At 70.9% G+C, this 18,743-nt stretch carries 13 protein-coding genes and 1 rRNA gene; 7 read left to right on the top strand and 7 right to left on the bottom strand.

Translation table 11 applies throughout. The features are described from left to right. Positions 1–71: ribosomal RNA gene (gene rrf, locus MYF83_RS44770) — 5S ribosomal RNA — on the top strand; the annotation flags it as partial. 1,200 nt (positions 72–1,271) lie between these two features. On the opposite strand, the gene MYF83_RS12475 is transcribed toward rrf, so the two are convergent. The 4 genes from MYF83_RS12475 to MYF83_RS12460 all read right to left on the bottom strand — a co-directional run bounded on the left by MYF83_RS12475 (position 1,272) and on the right by MYF83_RS12460 (position 6,943). After that, positions 1,272–2,750 carry a phosphodiester glycosidase family protein gene (locus MYF83_RS12475; protein ID WP_248960428.1) on the bottom strand — a complete coding sequence of 493 codons (1,479 nt, stop codon included), beginning with the start codon at positions 2,748–2,750 and terminating at the stop codon, positions 1,272–1,274. Positions 2,751–3,381: 631 nt separating this feature from the next. Further along, complete coding sequence (locus MYF83_RS12470) at positions 3,382–4,494, bottom strand: DmpA family aminopeptidase (protein ID WP_248960427.1); 1,113 nt, start codon at positions 4,492–4,494, stop codon at positions 3,382–3,384. Then, positions 4,491–6,104, bottom strand: a complete 1,614-nt coding sequence (locus MYF83_RS12465; protein WP_248960426.1) for a PucR family transcriptional regulator — start codon at positions 6,102–6,104, stop codon at positions 4,491–4,493. Before MYF83_RS12465 ends, MYF83_RS12470 begins: the two co-directional genes overlap by 4 nt. A 173-nt stretch (positions 6,105–6,277) precedes the next feature. Continuing rightward, the gene (locus tag MYF83_RS12460; protein ID WP_248960425.1) at positions 6,278–6,943 is read right to left on the bottom strand and encodes a TetR/AcrR family transcriptional regulator; all 666 of its coding nucleotides are present in this window, start codon (positions 6,941–6,943) and stop codon (positions 6,278–6,280) included. Between the two features lie 73 nt (positions 6,944–7,016). Here MYF83_RS12460 and MYF83_RS12455 point away from each other — a divergent pair, with 73 nt between their 5' ends. From MYF83_RS12455 to MYF83_RS12435, 5 genes are all read left to right on the top strand, one after another. Next, positions 7,017–8,624, top strand: a complete 1,608-nt coding sequence (locus tag MYF83_RS12455) for an MFS transporter (protein ID WP_248960424.1) — start codon at positions 7,017–7,019, stop codon at positions 8,622–8,624. A 183-nt stretch (positions 8,625–8,807) separates the two neighbouring features. After that, entirely contained in the window at positions 8,808–10,106 is a 1,299-nt protein-coding gene (locus MYF83_RS12450; RefSeq protein ID WP_248960423.1) for an aspartate aminotransferase family protein, read from the top strand. Continuing rightward, on the top strand, positions 10,103–11,647 hold the full coding sequence (locus MYF83_RS12445) for a CoA-acylating methylmalonate-semialdehyde dehydrogenase (protein WP_248960422.1): 1,545 nt from the start codon (positions 10,103–10,105) through the stop codon (positions 11,645–11,647). The genes MYF83_RS12450 and MYF83_RS12445 overlap by 4 nt, the downstream gene beginning before the upstream one ends. A 111-nt stretch (positions 11,648–11,758) precedes the next feature. Then, a complete protein-coding gene (locus MYF83_RS12440; protein WP_248960421.1) occupies positions 11,759–13,000 on the top strand; it encodes an extracellular solute-binding protein in 1,242 nt (413 codons plus the stop codon). 314 nt (positions 13,001–13,314) lie between these two features. Next, entirely contained in the window at positions 13,315–14,529 is a 1,215-nt protein-coding gene (locus MYF83_RS12435; RefSeq protein WP_248960420.1) for a saccharopine dehydrogenase family protein, read from the top strand. A 31-nt stretch (positions 14,530–14,560) separates the two neighbouring features. Here the strand turns inward: MYF83_RS12435 and MYF83_RS12430 are convergent, their stop codons facing one another. Continuing rightward, entirely contained in the window at positions 14,561–14,809 is a 249-nt protein-coding gene (locus tag MYF83_RS12430; RefSeq protein WP_248960419.1) for a hypothetical protein, read from the bottom strand. A 168-nt stretch (positions 14,810–14,977) separates the two neighbouring features. Next, entirely contained in the window at positions 14,978–16,375 is a 1,398-nt protein-coding gene (gabT, locus tag MYF83_RS12425) for a 4-aminobutyrate--2-oxoglutarate transaminase (protein ID WP_248960418.1), read from the bottom strand. A gap of 107 nt (positions 16,376–16,482) precedes the next feature. Here gabT and MYF83_RS12420 point away from each other — a divergent pair, with 107 nt between their 5' ends. Continuing rightward, positions 16,483–17,976, top strand: coding sequence for a PucR family transcriptional regulator (locus tag MYF83_RS12420; RefSeq protein ID WP_248960417.1), 1,494 nt, complete (start codon positions 16,483–16,485; stop codon positions 17,974–17,976). 30 nt (positions 17,977–18,006) lie between these two features. Here the strand turns inward: MYF83_RS12420 and MYF83_RS12415 are convergent, their stop codons facing one another. Next, positions 18,007–18,564, bottom strand: coding sequence for a TetR/AcrR family transcriptional regulator (locus MYF83_RS12415; protein ID WP_248960416.1), 558 nt, complete (start codon positions 18,562–18,564; stop codon positions 18,007–18,009). Positions 18,565–18,743: the final 179 nt, after the last annotated feature.

Below are 18,743 nucleotides of genomic sequence, written 5' to 3'. Positions count from 1 at the left end.
CGGAAGTTAAGCTTTCCAGCGCCGATGGTACTGCACCGGGGACGGTGTGGGAGAGTAGGACACCGCCGGACAAAATTTAATGCATCAGCAGGGAAGCCATCCACGTTGTGGGTGGCTTTCCTGCGTTCCAGGACCAGTCCGTTCCAGGACCAGTCCCGGGACCGTTTTCCTGCGCTCCGCGACCATTTCCCCGCACCTTTCCGCGGCACGACTTCCAAGCGCACCCGCCCGTCCGCCACCCGTCTCGCCCTGTACCTTTCTCGGCGCGACTCCAGTCTCATACGCCGTTGGCCACGGTCCCGCCGCATTCCTTTTCTCCTGGCGCCTCCTACTCACGGGCCCGTCCGCTACTGTCTCGCTCCATACCTTTGTCGGCACGGCTCTAACCTCACCTGCTCCGTCTGCTACGGACTTGCTCCGGACCGTGCCTTTCTCGGGGAACCCAACCTCTCCAGAATGTCCGCTATGGTGTCGCGCCGTACCTTTGTCGGCACCGCTGCAACTTCACCTACCCCGTCCGCCATCGTCCCGTGGCCGGGAGCGGCTTCCAGGCTGGACAGCACATCCGCCCCCTGCCGCTCAGTGTCGTGTCATAGTGGGCGCCGCGACGGTGGGAGGGGGTACGGCGAATCCGGCGCCCTGCTACGGCGGGGCCGGCCACACCAACCGTCGGCCAGCGCTGCGAACGCCACCGAGTCTGCGCAGTCTGGCCCTGCCTTGCCGCCCGGGCACTCTGGTATTCGGCGCCGCGACGGCGAGACGGGATACGGCGATGTCGGCGCCACCCTACGGCGGCCGAGGCGGCAGGCGTACCTCGGATGACACCCAACTGCACCGGCGAGGGCCTCGAGCCCGTCCCGCGGTTCACCGGCTGACCGCCGACCCAGGGCGCCGGGATCGCCGTACCACGTCCCGCCGACGCGGCGCCGGGGTCGGATCCATCGGGCGGGTGGGGGTGGGATCTACCGGGCTCGGTGGGTGGGGGAGGCCGGTCGGTGTGCGGCAGTGGCGGGGTCGGCGTGCGGCGTCCCGCCGATGTGGCGCCGGAGTCGGACCCATCGGGCAGGTGGAAGTGGGATCCGCCGGGCGGGTGGGGGTGGGATCTACCGGGCCCGGTGGGTGGGGAGGTTGGGCTGCCGACGTAGGGCGGTGCCGGGATCGGCGTGCCGGGATCGGCGTGCCGGGCCCCACCGGCCCGGCGCCGAAGTCGGACCAACCGGGCTGGTGGGGAGGTTCTAGGGCCGGGGTTGATAGGAGGGGTGCGGGGTGGGTTAGGGGAGGATGAGGAGGGCGTCGCCGACGCCGCGTTCGGTGCCGTCGGAGGGGTGGTTCACGACCTTGCCCTTGACGACCATCGCGCTCGAGCCGCCGCCGTCGAGGTTGATGGCCTGGCGGGCGCCGAGCCAGAGCATCAGGTGGGCGGCTTCGATCATCGAGGCTCCGACGGTGACGCCCGGCTTGCGGCCGTCGACGACGGCGAGGATCAGCTCGCCGGATTTGGTGACGCCTGCCAGGGTGCGGGGGTGCCGGCGCAGGATCATGTTGATGCTCGCCTGGCCGTCGGCCTTGGCGGTGATCCGTTCGTGGCCGTCGCGGACCAGGCCGACGCCGCCGCCGATGATGTTGGTCTCGGGGGTGAGGGCGATGGCCTTGCCGGAGCGCATGTCGGTCACCTTGGTGGTGACCTTGAGGCTCCACTTCTCCCAGGCGTGCGACCAGATCCAGTCGGACATGATGCCGGTGCCGTGCAGGACGCGGGTGCCCGCGGCGACCTTGCCGCCTGCCGCGCGGAGTTCGAGGACCTGCCCCTTGTCGTCGAGGACGGCTTCGGCTCCGTCGTCCGCGGGGGTCTTCGCCCCGAATTCCTCGGTGTAGAGCACCAGTTCGTCGGCGGCGGCGACACGGTTGACGCCGTTGATGATGGTCCGTTCGCCGTCGGGTGAGGTGGCCGTGATGGCGGTCGCGACCTCGGAGATGCGCGCGGTGCGGCCCTTGAGGATGAGGGCGCTGCGGCCGAGGACGGCTTCGCTCAGGAGGCGGCCGTTCACGACGGAGATGCCGACGGGCTCGCCTCGAAGGTTCTTGTCGGTGTGAATGTTGAAGAATCCGCCGTTGACCGCGGCGACGGCGCCGGCCTTCTTCGCCATGGAGGAGGGGGTCTCGCGCTTGGCGACGGTCGCCCCGATGTCGGCGCGGTAGGAGCCGGTGAAGGTCCGGGGGTCGATGGTGAGCACCCGCATGTCCCACGGGCCGGTGGTCTGCAGCCCGTCGTCGCCGAGGAAATCCACCTTCGCCTTGATATCGGCTTCTTTCAGCTTCTTGACGATTTTCTCGGCTTCATTGCGCTCGTCCAGTTTCCACAGCCCGACGCGCACCATGTAGGCGACGCCCGCGGGGAAGTCCGCGACGCCGGGGCGGGTGAACTCCTGCACGCCCACTGGGAGGCCGGCGGCCTGTACGGCTTCGGCGGCGGCCTGCGCGTCGGACTGGGAGCCGTAGTCCTTGCCGTTCATCAGCACCGACACCGTGTATCCATCGGTGGGCTTGCCGTGGACGACGGTGAAGAGGTCGATGCCTTTGGCGACGGCCTTCTGCTTCTGGGTGATGGAGCCCTGCTCCCCCAGAGGGAAGTTGGCCGTCGGCAGTTTCGCACGTGCGGGCGCGGCTGCCGAGTCGGCGATCGCCGGTATGGGGGCGGCGGCCGCTAAGAAGGACAGCGCGGCAAGTCCGGCGATGAGACGACGTGGCATCTGGGGCTCCCGTGGGTGATCTGGTCCTCGATGCACCATGGTCTTGGCAATGGGGGGTCAAGCGCGGGCGAACACGCCAACGTCTACGAGAATGTAACCGGCCTTCGTGGCGGTTCCGGAAAGGGGCGGAAATCAGCCCAGGTCGGGCTGCGAGTCGTGCTTCCTCCGGCTTTTCCGCGAGTGCGTCACCTTAGGGTCGTCATCATGGCCGGAGGCGTTCGTGCGGGCATTCCTTCGGGGCTGTGGGATACGGGCGAGCGCGTGGCGACCTCGTGCCCCGACTGGGAAGCGGTCGTGTCCGTAAGGGACCAGGTAAATCGGGTCAATTCCCTGGTCATTCCGGGCCAGGAGCCGGCGATCGGCTGCCGGTACCCGCATTCCGGGGTTACGGTTCGTTAGGCCGCAATCACCGGGCCGGTGGCGCACCTTCCCCGAGAGGCACCCGTCATGGGGCTCAACGTTCTTATCGTGATAATCCTGGCGAGCATGAGCCTTGGCTTCATCATCGGAGTGATCATGGCTCGACCTCGCCGATGGGATACGTACGTCTGCGCCGACGACACGGTCCACCCGGACGCCGGCCGCGACGGGGACGGCTGACCCGATCCCCCTCTGGACGGCCGGTCGGCCCTCAGCGCAGGAGTTCGGCGAGGCGCTCGCCGTCGAGGGCGTGGGCGGTGAGGCCGTCCGCGCCGGTCGTCGTCCGCCCGGCGACCAAGGCGTTGACGATCGCCTCCTCGGTCGCCTCGATGACCGCGTAGAACAGCGGGTCGATGTAGTCGTCGGCGAGGACGGTCACCTGGAACGTGCGCGGCGCGTCGCCGTCGAGCGTGTTGGCCGGCAGGTTGCGGTTGGCGGTGGAGAAGCACAGGAAGCCGTCGCCGCTGGAGTTCTCGCCGGCGCCGCCGGTCCGCGCCACGCCGAGCCCGGCCCGCTGGGCCAGCCTGCGGCACTGGTGGGGGAGCAGCGGCGCGTCGGTGGCGAGGATGCCGATGATGGACCCGGCGCCCTCCTGCCGGGGCGGCATGGGGCGGGGCACGTCCTCGAGGCTCCGGCCGACGGGGACGCCGTTGACGGTGAGGCGGTCGCGCCTGCCGTGGTTGGCCTGGACGAGCACGCCGACGGTGTAGCCGCCGTCCTCCTCGGCGAGCACCCGGGAAGCGGTGCCGATGCCGCCCTTGAAGCCGTGGCAGATCATGCCGGTGCCGCCGCCGACCGCGCCTTCGGCCACCGGCCCGCCCGCGGCCGCGTGGTAGGCGGCCTTGACGTGCTCGGGCTTGACGTGCTGGCCGTCGATGTCGTTCAGCCTGCCGTCCCAGGTCTCGCCGACCACGGTGAGGGACCAGGCGTGGCGGCCCTTGCCGAGCGTGCCGACCTCGATCTCGACGAGCGCGTCCCGCACGACGCCGACGGAGGCGGTGTTGGTGAGCGCGATCGGCGAGCCCAGCATGCCGAAATCGTGGAGGAAGGCCGTGCCGGTGAGCTCGCCGTTGCCGTTGAGCCAGTGGTGGCCGGCGTACAGCGGCTCGTCGAAGGCGACCCCGTCGTGGGGGAGCACGACCGTCACGCCGGTGCGTACCGGACCCTGGCCGACGACGCGCGGCCCGTCACCGCGGATGAGGGTGGTGTGCCCGACGCGCACCCCCTCGACGTCGGTGATGGCGTTGTACGGACCGGGCGTGCCGGTGCCGATCACGATGCCGTGGTCACGTGCTCGTACGGCGGCCGGCTCGGCGGAGCTCAACGGCTCTCCTTTCGGAACGACTCCAGGGCGAGCAGGGCGACATGGAGCGAGAGGCAGGATTCGACGTCGTCGAGGTCGGTGTCGAGGATGCGCTCGAGGCGGTGGAGCCTGTCGTAGAACGCGGGACGTGACAGATGGGCGCGTTGCGAGGCGACGGCCTTGTTGCGGCCCGCGTCGAGGTAGACGCGGAGGATGCCGGTCAGGTCGCCGCCCCGGTGGGCGTCGTGGGCGAGCAGCGGGCCGAGCTCGCGTTCGGCGAAGGTCTGCAGCCGCGCGTCGTCGCGCAGCAGGTGCAGCAGGCCGCGGAGCCGCAGGTCGGGCAGCCGGTAGAACGGGCGGCGGTCGGGCTGGCGCGCGGCGGCCTCGGCGACCTGCTCGGCCTCGAGGAAGCTGCGCCGCACCTCTTTGATGGACTCGACGACCGATCCGGCGGCGAGGACGAACGGCGTGGGGAAGGCCGTGCGGAGCCGTTCGGCGAGGGCGGTGAGGGCGCCTTCGGCGAGGGTGCGGGGCGGCAGGGGCAGCAGGACGCCGACGCGGTTCTGCCCGAGGGCGCCGACGAGCGCGGGCAGTTTGGCTTCGCGGCAGGCGGCGGCGGTGGCCTCGGCCAGTTCGCCCAGCCGGGCCTGCAGGTTGAGCGCGGTCTCGGCCGAGGGTTCTGTGAGGCGGAGCACCACGCTCATGAGCTTTCGCCCGGTCAGCGGGACGCCGACCGCGCGGGCGCGGGCCGCGGCCTCCTCGGGGTCGGCGTAGGCGTGGGTGAGGATGCCGGTGATGATCGTGCCGTGTGCCTGGCGTTCCAGGCTTTCCTGGTGGCGTTCCAGCAGCCGGCCGAGTGCCAGGGTGGTCGCGGCGCGCTCGGCGAGGACGATGTCACGGGGTCCGGGCGCCGACTCGCAGAGCAGGATGAGCCGCCCCCAGTCGTGGCCGCGGGCGCCGACCATGGTGACCAGCCAGCCGGACGTCGCATCGTAGGCGGTGCGCTCGCGGGGGGCCACGGCGCGTGACCGAGCCTCCCAGTTGGCGAGCAGGATGCCGGTGTCGCGGCCGGCGGACTCGCAGGCGAGGACCTGGTGGGCGAGGTTCTCCAGGATCGCGGGGCGGGCGGACAGGCGGGAGACCTGGCTCAGCACCTCGGCGGGGGTGGCGCCTTCGACCGACAGCTCGGTGAACACCTCGTGGAGCTGTTCGGACGCGCGGAGCTCCTCCAGTTGGATGTCGATGATGCGGGCGTGCACCGACTCGGTGATCTGCACGAAAGGTGTCTCGCGGGCCAGCGTGACCAGAGGGAGGCCGTGGATCTCCGCCGCTTCGACGACGGCGCGCGGCAGTTCGCCGATGAACCTGCGGCCGAGCTCGACGACGAGGCCGGAGGCGCCTACGGAGGCCAGGTCGGCGATGTACTCGGCGAGCTTGCCGGGCTCTTCGGGCAGGGCGACGCCCGTGGTGAGGATGAGCTCGCCGCCGCGGAGCAGGTGGGCGATGTCGCTGATCTCGCCGACATGCACCCAGCGCACCCGCGTGTCGAGCCGGTCGGCGCCGGCGACGACGCGCGGATTGCCTCGGCGGACGGCGTCCAAGGCGAGGACGTCGGCCAAGGTGGGTAGCATGTTACCGAGCCTAGCCGATCACGCTGTAAAACCGATCGGGCAGTGCCTGACATACTGTCCGGCTCGGCTCCCGCGTACGGCCTCCCGTGGTGCGGGGCGTTTCCCGGGGGTTCAGTGCCGGCTCAGGCGGGCCTCGAGGCCGTCCAGGACGGCGATCAGGCCGAAGTCGAAGCTCAGGTTCTGGTCTGGTCGCGGTCGAGCTTCTCGTAGTCGGTGTAGCGGGCCAGCAGCTTTGGGTGGTCCGCCGCGGCGACCTGGAGCTGTTCGCGTAGGTTCTTCATCCACTCCCCTTGGTCCACGGCGGAGCGGCCGATGGTGTTCATCCAGCTCGCTTCGGGGGTGGTGGCGCCGAGGGTGTAGGAAAGGACGGCGCCGACGGCGTAGTCGAGCGTGAGCCCGGTGAAACCGGCCAGCTCCATGGCGTCGGTCAGCATGGAGGACGCCGCGAGGGCGTTCGGGCCGAGGCTGGGCATGGAACCGATGAGCATGACCGACCACGGGTGCCGGAGCATCGCGTTGCGCAGGCCGTAGGCGAACACCGCCGCGGTGTCCCGCCAGCCGGCTTTCACGGGGTCGGGGACTTGCACCTCGCCGTAGACCTCGTCGAGCGCCAGCTCCAGCAATTGCTCCTTGTTCGACACATGCCAGTAGATGCTGGTCGCCCCCGCGCCGAGCCTGGTGCCGAGCTTGCGCATGCTGAGGGCGTCCAGGCCTTCGGAGTCGAGCAGCTCGATCGCCGCCCTGACGATCTGGTCGCGGCTCAGCGCGGGCTGCTCGCGGACGGGCTTCGGCGTGGCCGGGCGGGACCAGACCGAGGTGAACGTTTGCTTGGTGGGCACGTTGCGAGGCTCCTTCGTTCGCTCCAGGATAAATCTCTCGCACACCGTTCGACAGTTATCGTACGCTGTGCGAGTGAACTCGAACGATGTACGAGAAGCAGGGGGCGGCCGTCCCCGTCCCCCGGTCCGGCCCGAGGATCGGCCCCCGGATCAGCACTCGGATCAGCCTCCGGACCGGACCCAGGACCAGGGCTCGGAGCAGGCGAAGGATCCGCGGCGCTGGTGGATCCTCGGCGTCCTCTGCGTGAGCCTGCTGGTGCTCGTCGTGGACAACACGGTGCTGAACCTGGCGATCCCGTCGCTCATCCGCGACCTGGGCGCGACTCCCGCCGACGTCCAGTGGATCATCGACGCCTACATCCTGGTCTTCGCCGGCCTGCTGCTGACCGCGGGCAGCCTGTCCGACCGGTACGGCCGGCGGCGCTTCCTGATCATCGGCCTGGTGGTGTTCGGGGCGGCCTCGCTGGTGGCGACGCTCGTGCAGGAGCCGTGGCAGCTGATCGGCGCGCGTGCGCTCATGGGCGTGGGCGGGTCTTTCCTGATGCCGAGCACCCTGTCCATCCTGATCACGGTCTTCGACGACTCCGAGCGCCGCAAGGCCATCGCGGCGTGGAGCGCGGTCGCCATGGTGGGCGTGATCGCCGGGCCGACCCTGGGCGGCTTCCTGCTGGAGCACTACTGGTGGGGGTCGGTGTTCCTGCTGAACGTGCCGATCGCCGCCCTCGCCGTCCTGGCCGCGGTGGTGCTGATGCCAGAGTCCCGTGCCCCGGCCCGCCGTACGGACCCGCTCGGCGCGCTGCTGTCGACGGTGGGCATGACGGCGCTGGTCTACGTGGTGATCGCGGCGCCCCGCGAGGGATGGACCTCGGGCGGCGCCCTCACGGCGGCGGCCGTCGCGGTGGTGGCCCTCGGGGCCTTCGTGGTGTGGGAGCGCAGGTCGGACCACCCCATGCTGCCGCTGTCGCTCTTTCGCGACCGCAACTTCAGCGGGTCCTCGTTCTCCATCGTGCTGATGTCGTTCGGCACCGGGGCCCTCCTGCTCATGCTCACCCAGTACCTGCAGTTCGTGCTCGCCTACGGGCCCATGAAGGCGGGCCTCGCGCTCCTGCCGTACGCGGTGGCGGCGGCGCTGTTCAACGGCGTCGGCGCCGCGCTAGGGCAGCGGGTCAGCAACCGGGTGCTGGTCGCCGTGGGGCTGGTCGTGATGGCGGGCGGCTTCATGGTGCTGGGGCTCATCGGCCCGGCGGACGGGTACGGCAAGCTCATCACCGGGCTGCTGATCATGGGCGTCGGCGGTGGCCTCGCGGGGCCGGCGGCGTACGCGACCCTGATGGGCGCGGTGCCGCCGGAGCACGCGGGGGTCGGATCGGCGCTCAACGACACCGTCCAGCAGGTCGGGATGGCGCTCAGCGTGGCCGTCCTCGGCAGCGTGCTCGCCGGGGTCTACACCGCGCGGATGCCCGAGAGCGCGCCCGCCGCCGCGAGGGACTCGATCGGCGCCGCGCTGGAGCTGGGCGAGGCGGGGCTGGCGAGGACGGCGAGGGAGGCGTTCGTGTCGGCCATGTCCTTCGGCTCGTGGGTCGGCGTCGCGTTCACCCTGGCGGCGGCCGCGCTGGCCTTCACCGTCCTGCGCCCCCGCCCGGCGCCCGCCGCGCAGCCGGTCTCCGAGACGGTTCCCTGAGACGGTTCCCTGATCGTCCGCCACCGCCGCGCGATGTCCGTACGCGGCGGTGGCGGGGATATTGTCCAGACATCTGGTAATCACGACATTCTGAGCTTGCGGGTAGCAAGATGTAAGGTGAATTCCCAGTACGCCGACACCTTGGAGGTGGGAGCGGTGGCGGTAAATCGACATAATCGGACTATGTCCGACCTTCTTCCGCGCCATCGTGCGGTCATGCCGAACTGGTTGTCCCTCTACTACGACGAACCCATCGAGATCGTGCGGGGGAAGGGCAATCGCGTCGTCGACGCGGAAGGCCACACCTACCTCGACTTCTTCGCCGGCATCCTGACCAACATGATCGGGTACGACGTCCCGGAGGTCCGTGACGCCGTCGAGCGGCAGCTCGCGACCGGGGTCGTGCACACCAGCACCGTCTACCTGCTGCGCGCCCAGGTCGAGCTGGCCGAGAAGATCGCCAGGCTGTCGGGCATCGAGAACGCCAAGGTCTTCTTCACCAACTCCGGCACCGAGGCCAACGAGACCGCCCTGCTGCTCGCGACGTACGCGCGCAAGTCCGACCAGGTCCTCGCGATGCGGCAGAGCTACCACGGCCGCAGCTTCGGCGCGATCTCGGTCACGAGCAACCGGAGCTGGAAGAACAACTCGTTCTCGCCGCTCAACGTGCACTTCCTGCACGGCGCCGACCGGCACCTGCCGCAGTTCCGCGGCATGTCCGACGCCGAGTACATCGACGCCTGCGTCGCGGACCTGCGCCACGTGCTCGCGACCGTGGTGTCCAATGACGTGGCCGCCCTGATCGCCGAGCCGATCCAGGGCGTCGGCGGTTTCACCATGGCGCCCGACGGGCTGTTCAAGGCGTACAAGGAGGTGCTGGACGAGGAGGGCATCCTCTTCATCTCCGACGAGGTGCAGACCGGGTGGGGCCGTACGGGTTCGGCGTTCTTCGGCATCCAGAACCACGGCATGACGCCGGACATGATGACCTTCGCCAAGGGCCTCGGCAACGGCTTCGCGGTCGGCGGCGTGGTCGCCCGGGGCGACCTGATGGACGCCCCGCACGCCATCGGCCTGGCCACCTTCGGCGGCAACCCGATCTCCATGGCCGCCGCCAACGCCACCCTCGACTACGTCCTGGACAACGACCTGCAGACCCGGGCCGCCGCCACCGGCGCGATCCTCATCGACGGGCTGCGCGCGGCCAAGGAGCGGCTGCCGATCGTCGGCGAGGTGCGGGGCAAGGGGCTGATGTTCGCCCTCGAACTGGTCGACCCGGCCACCGGAGCCGCCTCGCCGGCGCTGGCCGCCCGGTTCATGGAGGAGACCAAGAAGCTCGGCCTGCTGGCCGGCAAGGGCGGCCTGTACGGGAACGTGCTGCGCATGGCCCCGCCGCTGACGCTCAGCGACGAAGAGGCGCGCGAGGGCCTGGGGATCATCCTCACCGCGCTGGAAACGATCAACGGGGAGACGGGTCAGTGAAGCGGGTCACGCACTGGATCGGCGGCGCCGAGGCAGAGAGCGGTGCGGAGGCAGAGAGCGGTGCGGCGCGGCGGAGCGGCTCAGGGCGGCGGAGCGACATCTTCAACCCGGCCACCGGCGAGGTGACCGGCCAGGTGGACCTCGCCGGTCCCGAGGACGTCGACGCCGCGGTCGCCGCCGCCAAGGCGGCGTTCCCCGCGTGGCGCGACGCCTCGCTGATGAAGCGGGCGCAGGTGCTCTTCCGGTTCCGCGAGCTGATGGACGGTCACCGCGACGAGCTGGCCGCGCTGATCAGCGCGGAGCACGGCAAGGTGCACTCCGACGCGCTCGGCGAGGTGGCCCGCGGGCTGGAGGTCGTGGAGTTCGCCTGCGGTATCCCCCATCTGCTGAAGGGCGGCTTCTCCGAGAACGTCTCGACGAGCGTGGACTCGTTCTCGATCAGGCAGCCGCTGGGGGTGGTCGCGGGGATCACGCCGTTCAACTTCCCGGCGATGGTGCCGATGTGGATGTACCCGGTCGCGATCGCCTGCGGGAACACGTTCGTGCTGAAGCCCTCCGAGCGGGACCCCTCGGCGTCGCTGCTGATGGCGTCCCTGTGGAAGCGCGCGGGTCTGCCCGATGGCGTGTTCAACGTCGTCCAGGGCGACAAGGTGGCGGTCGACCGGCTGCTGGAGCATCCGGACGTCCGGGCCGTCTCGTTCGTCGGCTCGACCCCGATCGCCCGGTACGTCTACGAGACCGGCACCCGGCACGGCAAGCGGGTGCAGGCGCTCGGCGGCGCGAAGAACCACATGCTGGTCCTGCCCGACGCCGACCTCGACCTGGTCGCCGACGCGGCGGTGAACGCCGGCTTCGGCTCGGCGGGCGAGCGGTGCATGGCGATCTCGGTCGTGCTCGCCGTGGATCCGATCGGCGACGAGCTGGTGGACAAGATCGTCGAGCGGGTGGCCCGGCTCACGGTCGGCCCCGGCGACGACCCCGACTCCCAGATGGGCCCGCTCGTCACGCAGGTGCATCGCGACAAGGTCGCCTCCTACCTGGACGCGGCGCTCGCCGAGGGGGCCAAGCTGGTCGTCGACGGGCGCGAGACCCCGGTCAAGGGCGGCGGCAGCGCCGCCGAGACCCCTGGGTTCTGGCTCGGGCCGACGGTGATCGACCAGGTCCAGCCGGGTTCCGCCGTCCACCGCGACGAGATCTTCGGCCCGGTGCTGTCGGTGGTCAGGGTCGGCTCCTATGAGGAAGGCCTGCGGATCATCAACGAGGCGGAGTACGGCAACGGCACGGCGGTCTTCACCAACGACGGGGGCGCCGCGCGGCGCTTCCAGAACGAGGTGGAGGTCGGCATGGTCGGCATCAACGTGCCGATCCCCGTGCCGATGGCCTTCTACAGCTTCGGCGGCTGGAAGTCCTCCCTGTTCGGCGACACGCACGTCCACGGCACCGAGGGCGTCCACTTCTACACCCGGGGCAAGGTCGTGACCGCGCGCTGGCTCGATCCAAGCCACGGCGGCGTGAACCTCGGGTTCCCGACCAACATCTAGCCCGGCCTCCCTGCCGGTAGGCTGCCCGCAGAAGGTCGAGACGAGGGGGCCGGCGTGACGACCAGGGGGAGGGGGCGCCGCCGTGGGCCGGCGTCGCTAGCGTCGGCCACCGTGGCCCTGGCTCTGGTTCTGGCCGGGTGCGGTGGCACGGGGTCTCGGGCGGCCGAGGTCACGCCGGCGCCCACCCGTACCGCGACGCCCGCCGCCACGGTGACCTCCGCCGTGCCGGACGCCTCGCCCGCCGCCTCTCCCTCCCGCACGCCGACGCCTTCTCCGAAGGCGCTCGAGCCGGGCGAGGGGGCGGTCACCGTCCTGACCTACCGGGGCTACGCCGAGTACGGCGCGAATGACCGGAGGGTCAACTGGGTGGGGGCGTTCGAGCGGGCCACGGGCTGCCGGGTCAACCTGCGCTTCCCGCAGACGAGCGACCAGATGGATCGGCTCGTCGCGCAGACCGCCTACGACGTGGTGTCGGCGCCTCCGGAGATCGGCGGCCGGCTGATCTCCGAGGGGAAGGTCGCCCCGCTCACCACCTCGCTCGTGCCCCACTACGACGAGATCCCCGCGTGGCTGCGGTCACAGCGGTCGGTGACGGCGGGGTCGCAGGTGTACGGCGTGCCCTATCTGTGGGGCTGGTACGCGACCCTGTACGACAGCGGTAAGACGCGGCCGGCGGCGGCCGGCGCGCTCTACTCCGATCGCGGTCCCGTCATGCTCAAGGACGGCCCGCTCACGATCGCCGACGCCGCCCTCACACTGAAGAGGCAACGGCCCGAGCTGGGCATCGTTGATCCGTACGAGCTGACCCGGCCCCAGCTCGACGCGGCGACGGAGCTCCTCGGCGAGCGGCGCGGCGGCGCGGAGCGGTCCTACTGGAAGGAGCCGATCCAGGCGGTGCAGGGGTTCACCGGGGGGTCCGTGCGCATCGGGCGCGCCCTGCCGTACCAGCTGGACATCCTGCGCGCGGCCGGTCGGCCGGTGAAGGCGCTGAAGGGCGAGCCGACGACCGGCTGGGTGGATTCCTGGATGATCTCGGCGCAGGCGGCGGCGCCCAACTGCGCGTACCGATGGATCGACTGGGCGACCACGGCGAAGGTGCAGCAGCAGGCGTCGGTGTGGAACGTGCTGGCGCCCGCGAACCCCCGGGCGTGCGCCTGGCACAGCGAGGAGACCGGCAAGTTCCGCCAGACCGAGCAGGCGAAGGGCATCTGCGCGGCGTACCGGGTCACCGACGGCGGCTGGCACAAGAAGATCAGCTTCGCCGTGCTCCCGGTCAAGGACTGCGAGGGGCAGGACGGGCAATGCACCGACTACGCCGAGTGGACGGACAGGTGGCGCCTGCTCGTGCACTGATGTGACCCGCACGAACGTTCGCCAGGTTGCCCGACGTACGGCCGGCGCCGGCACCGCCGTACCACTGCCCGCCGTCGCGGCGCCCGATGCACAACCACCACATCGGGCGGTAAGCGGCGGCCGCCCGGCGGAGGTGGGTGGTCACCCGGAGGATGGCTGTTCGTGGGCTGGTGCTCGATTCGAAGTTGAGGGGCCGTAGAGGCCTCTTTTCAGCTACATGGTCGCGATCTGGCGACGGATTTCGTGGAGAAGGAGCCGTTTTTATGCGGGTCTTTAGTTGAATGGTCGACCAGTCAGTTGGTAGTGTCGCCGGCATGCGCATCCTGCTCGTAGGCGCCGGTGGCGTGGGTTCCGCCGTGGTCCCGATCGCCGCCCGCCGAGACTTCTTCGACCACATCGTCGTCGCCGACTATGACCCTTCACGGGCCGAGGCCGTGGTCTCCGGCCAGGCGCCCGGACGGTTCACCGCGATCGGGCTGGACGCCTCCGACCAGGACGCGGTGGAGGCGGCGCTCCGCGAGCACCGTTGCGACGTCCTGTTCAACGCAGTGGACCCGCGATTCGACATGCCGTTGTTCCGTGCCGCGCTCGCGGCCGGGGCCGACTACCTGGACATGGCGATGTCCCTGTCCAGGCCGCACCCCGCCCGGCCGTACGAGGAGACGGGCGTCAAGCTCGGCGACGAGCAGTTCGAGCTGGCGTCGCGGTGGGAGGCCGAGGGGAGGCTCGCACTGGTCGGCATGGGGGTGGAGCCCGGCCTCGCCGACGTCTTCGCCAGGTACGCGGCCGACCACCTCTTCGAGAGCATCGACGAGATCGGCATCCGCGACGGGGCGAACCTGGTCGTCGAGGGGCCGGACGGGGAGGAGGCCTTCGCGCCGACCTTCTCGATCTGGACCACCATCGAGGAGTGCCTCAACCCTCCGGTGGTGTGGGAGAACGGCGGCTGGCACACGACCGAGCCGTTCAGCGAGCCGGAGGTCTTCGACTTCCCCGAGGGCATCGGCCCCGTCGAGTGCGTGAACGTCGAGCACGAGGAGGTGCTGCTGGTCCCGCGCTGGGTGAAGGCCGGCCGGGTGACGTTCAAGTACGGGCTCGGCGCGGAGTTCATCGATGTGCTCCGGACGCTGCACAAGCTGGGGCTGGACTCCACAGAGCCGGTTTCGATCAAGGGCGTCGAGGTGTCCCCGCGCGATGTCGTGGCCGCGTCACTGCCCGACCCGGCGACCCTGGGCGAGCGGATGCGCGGCAAGACGTGCGCGGGCACGTGGATCAAGGGCACGGGCAAGGACGGCGCCCCGCGCGAGGTCTACCTGTACCACGTGGTCGACAACGCGTGGTCGATGCGGGAGTACGGCGCCCAGGCGGTGGTCTGGCAGACCGCGGTCCACCCTGTCGTGGCGCTGGAACTGCTCGCCCGCGGCACGTGGGAGGGCCGCGGCGTGCTCGGCCCCGAGGCGTTCGACCCGGTGCCGTTCCTGGAACTGCTCACCGAGTACGGCTCACCGTGGGGCATGCGCGAGCAGTGACCGCCCTGCCCTGCGCGGCGGTCACCGCGGGTCAGGGAAGGGCGGCTCTTCGCTCCGAGGACTTCTGGCGCGGGGCGGGCGGCGCGGGGAGGAGGGCCTGGGCGCAGTCCTCGCAGGCCATGACGGGAGCGTCGTCCGGCAGCCTGCCGACACGGACCCGAGGCCGAGGCCACTTCTTGTGGCAGACCACGCAGGCGTCCCCCTCGCGCTGCGGGCCGGTGAGATCTTGTGGGTCGAACATCAGGTTGAGCCGTGCCGCTCCGGTCGGATCCCAGCTCATCACGCTCCCGTTGGTCGAGTGGCTTCTACCCGAACCGTTATAGCTCCATTACCCACAGTGATCGACTAGGGCGATGTCAAGGACGGGTTAAATCGCCGCCCTCGCCCCGCCCGTTTAATGACAAAAGGGACACCTGGCAGCAAGCCGGGTGCCCCTTTCGCTGTGGTCCTAAACGGAGGAGATGGCCTTCTCCAGGATGGACAGGCCCTCCTCCAGGAGAGCGTCGGAGATGGAGAGCGGGGGCAGGAAGCGCAGCACGTTGCCGAAGGTGCCCGCCGTGAGCACGACCAGGCCCTCCGCGTGGCAGCGCTTGACGATCTCTCCGGTGACCGCCGCGTCCGGCTCCTTGGACCCCGGGACCACCAGCTCGATGGCGATCATGGCGCCGCGCCCGCGGACGTCGCCGATGGAGTCGAACCGCTCGGCCAGCGCCCTGAGCCGGGGGAGCATGAGGGCCTCGACCTGCCGGGCCCGCTCCACCAGGCCGTCGGCCTCGATGGTCTCCAGCACGGCCAGCGCGGCCTCGCAGGCCAGCGGGTTGCCCCCGTAGGTGCCGCCGAGACCGCCGACGTGGACGGCGTCGAGCAGCTCGGCCCTGCCGGTGACGGCGGCGAGCGGGAGCCCACCGGCGATCCCCTTGGCCGTGCAGATGATGTCGGGCACGATGCCCTCGTCCTCGCAGGCGAACAGGTGCCCGGTGCGGGCGAACCCGGTCTGCACCTCGTCGGCGATGAAGACGATGCCGTTGGCCCTCGCGTACTCGAGCAGCGCCGGCAGGAAGCCCCGGGCCGGCTCGATGAAGCCGCCCTCGCCCTGGATGGGCTCGATCACGATGGCGGCGACGTTCTCGGCGCCGATCTGCTTGTTGATGGCGTCGATGGCCTGCGCCGCGGCCTCCTCGGCGCAGTTCTCCGGGCCGGTGGGCCACCGGAAGGGGTAGGCCATCGGCATGCGGTACACCTCGGGGGCGTACGGGCCGAACCGGTGCTTGTACGGCATGTTCTTCGCCGTCAGCGTCATGGTGAGCAGTGTGCGGCCGTGGTAGCCGTGGTCGAACGCCACGACCGCCTGGCGGCCGGTGGCGTGCCGGGCGACCTTGACGGCGTTCTCCACGGCCTCGGCGCCGGAGTTGACCAGGAACGAGCGCTTCTCGTGGTCGCCGGGCGTGATGGCGTTGAGCTTCTCGCAGACCTCGAGGTAGGACTCGTACGGCGTGACCATGAAGCAGGTGTGGGTGAAGTCGGCGACCTGCTTCTGGACCCGCTCGACGACGCGCGGCGCGGCGTTGCCGACCGTGGTCACGGCGATGCCCGAGCCGAAGTCGATGAGGGAGTTGCCGTCCGCGTCCACGACGACGCCGCCGCCCGCGTGGGTGACGAACACCGGCAGGGTGGTGCCGATGCCCTGCGGTACGGCGGACCGCTTGCGCGCGAACATCTCCCGTGACTTCGGGCCGGGGATCTCGGTGACCAGGCGGCGCTCCTGGGGCAGTGTGGGGCCGCCTCGCGTGATGGGCGGGGAGAAGGCCGCGCCCTGCTGCTCGTGTACGTCACGCTCGATGCTCATGCCTTGACGCTACGGCCACCGCGCCCCGCTGCCGACCTGGCGACATGTCACAATATTTCCGTCCGGCTTGTCCAACTTGTACAACTTTCACTTGCCCCGGAGGTGGGATGGCTCCGACCTTGCGGCGCGTGGCGGCGATCGCGCCGCTGCGACTGCGGGTGCGCGCCGGCCAGGACGCCCTGGACCGGCCGGTGCGCTGGGTGGCGGTGAGCGAGCTGGAGGACCCCACCCCCTTCCTGGAGGGCGAGGAGCTGGTGCTCACCACCGGGATGCGGCTCGGCCCCGAGGACGCGCGGCCGTACATCTCCCGGCTCGTCGCCCGCGGGGTGGCCGGCCTCGGGTTCGGCGTCGGGCTCGGCCACGACAGCGTGCCGGGCGAGTTCGTCGAGGCCGCCGACGACGCGGGGCTCCCGCTGTTCGAGGTGCCCAGGGAGACGCCGTTCATCGCCGTGGGAAAGGCGGTCAGCGAGCTGCTCGCGGCCGAGCGGTACGAGGAGCTCGGCAACGCCTTCGCCGCCCAAGGGCGGCTCACCCGCGCCGCCCTGCGGGCCGGCGGCATGGGAGCGGTGGTCCAGCGGCTGGCCAGAGAGATCCACGGCTGGGCCGTGCTGCTCGACGAGGCGGGAGACGTGCTGCACGCCGCGGGCCAGGGCGCCGAGAAGGGGGCGGAGGTCGTCCGGCGCGAGCTCGGACGGCTGCGCGCCCCCGGCTCGCCCGCCAGCCTCGCGCTGTCCGCCCCGCACGAGCACGTCATCGTGCAGCCGCTGGGCGAGCAACGGCGCGTCAGGGGATTCTTCGCCGTGGGCACCGAGCGCGCCTTCTCCCCGGTCGGGCACACCATCGTCAACACCGCGAGCTCCCTGCTCGCCCTCTCGCTGGAGCAGCGCCGCCACCGGCTCGCCGCGGTGCGCCGGGTCCGCTCCGCCGTCCTGCGGCTCCTGCTGGCCGGGGAGTGGCAGGCCGCCAGGGAGACCCTGGAGGCGCTCCCCGGTGCCCGCCCCGAGACGGCGTTCATGGACGCCGGCCCCCTCGTGGTGCTGGCCTGCGAGCCGCACGACGCGGAGGCGCTCCAGGACGCCCTGCCGGGCTTCACCGCGCCGTGGGGGACGCTCGTGGTCACCCTCGTGCCCGAGGAGGAGTCCGGGCCGGTGATCGAGGCGGCGGCGCGGGGCGGTCGCGTCGGCGTGAGCGGGCCCGTCGAACTGTCCGGCCTGGGCGCCGGCCTGGACCAGGCGCAGCGTGCCCTCGGCTCGGCCGACCCGGTGATGCGCTTCCCCGACCTCGCCGGCCAGGGGCTGCTCTCGCTCGTCGATCCCGGCCTGCTGTCCGGATTCGCCACCTCGCTGCTGGCCCCGCTCCAGGAGTACGGCTCGCGCGCCGACCTGGTGGAGTCCCTGCGCGCCTACCTCGCGTGCAATGGCCACTGGGACGCCGCCGCGCAGCGGCTCGGCGTCCACCGGCACACGCTGCGCTACCGGATGCGGCGCGTCGCCGGGCTGCTCGGCCGCGACCTCGACGACCCGGCCGTACGGGCCGAGCTGTGGATCGCCCTCTCGGCGTCCCACCCCGGTGGCGCCCGCCCGGGGTCCGGAGCCCCGTGAACCACATGAGCAGACGCGAACACCGGTCACCTAGAGGGGCGCGGGAAAAATGTCCTTGTTGACCAGGTAGCGGCTGATCGCGGCCAGGGTGACCGAGGCGTAGACCCGGCCGTCCCTGAGGTGACCGGCGCGTTCGAGGCTCACCGCGCCCTGGGCCGCCGCCCACAGGCAGTCGGCGACCTTGCGCGGCTGGGTCGGGACGATGTAGCCGGCGGAGATGCAGTCGGCGATGGCCCGATCGAGGATGTTCACCGCGGCCCTGGCGAGCGTGCGCGCCCGCTCGCTCGGCTCGAAGCCGGGGATGGCCTTCTCGAACATCACGCTGTAGAAGCCCGGCTCCGCCAGGCACGCCTCGCGGTAGGCCGGGCCGAGCGCGGTGAGGTACTCAAGAGGGTCGGGATGGCGTGGCACCGCCTCGAGCCTGCGGCGGAAGCGCTCGAAGCCCTCCAGGTAGAGCGCCTCGGCGAGCCCCTCCTTGTTGCCGAACATGGTGTACACGACGGTGGTGGAGCATCCGGCCTCGGTGGCGATGCGCCGCACCGTCAGGCTGTCGGCCCCGTTGGTGAGCAGGAGGGCCCCGGCCACCATGATCAGGCGGGCACGTAACTCATCCTGGGAGGACTGGCTGCCAAATGCGTAGGCTCCCTGGAGACCGAGCGGCGCAGGCGAACCCATGAGCGACCTAGACCCTTCTCCCCAAGGGTCCCGCGCGGACCCGCAAGTTGACTTAACCATGTGTCGCGACCTTCAAACCGTCATGCGACAGA

The sequence above is a fragment of the Sphaerisporangium perillae genome (assembly GCF_023276435.1).
GTDB classification, from domain to species: domain Bacteria; phylum Actinomycetota; class Actinomycetes; order Streptosporangiales; family Streptosporangiaceae; genus Sphaerisporangium; species Sphaerisporangium perillae.
Note: the sequence above shows the minus strand (reverse complement) of the source record. Positions and strands in the feature narration are given on the sequence as shown.

Coding starts and splice junctions, on each gene's coding strand:
- MYF83_RS12415 (WP_248960416.1), bottom strand. CDS start 18,564: ATGGTGGCCGGGGCCCTCCTGCTCACCAACGGGGCCGACAGCCTGACG.
- MYF83_RS12435 (WP_248960420.1), top strand. CDS start 13,315: ATGCGCATCCTGCTCGTAGGCGCCGGTGGCGTGGGTTCCGCCGTGGTC.
- gabT (WP_248960418.1), bottom strand. CDS start 16,375: ATGAGCATCGAGCGTGACGTACACGAGCAGCAGGGCGCGGCCTTCTCC.
- MYF83_RS12430 (WP_248960419.1), bottom strand. CDS start 14,809: ATGAGCTGGGATCCGACCGGAGCGGCACGGCTCAACCTGATGTTCGAC.
- MYF83_RS12450 (WP_248960423.1), top strand. CDS start 8,808: ATGTCCGACCTTCTTCCGCGCCATCGTGCGGTCATGCCGAACTGGTTG.
- MYF83_RS12465 (WP_248960426.1), bottom strand. CDS start 6,104: ATGCTACCCACCTTGGCCGACGTCCTCGCCTTGGACGCCGTCCGCCGA.
- MYF83_RS12420 (WP_248960417.1), top strand. CDS start 16,483: ATGGCTCCGACCTTGCGGCGCGTGGCGGCGATCGCGCCGCTGCGACTG.
- MYF83_RS12475 (WP_248960428.1), bottom strand. CDS start 2,750: ATGCCACGTCGTCTCATCGCCGGACTTGCCGCGCTGTCCTTCTTAGCG.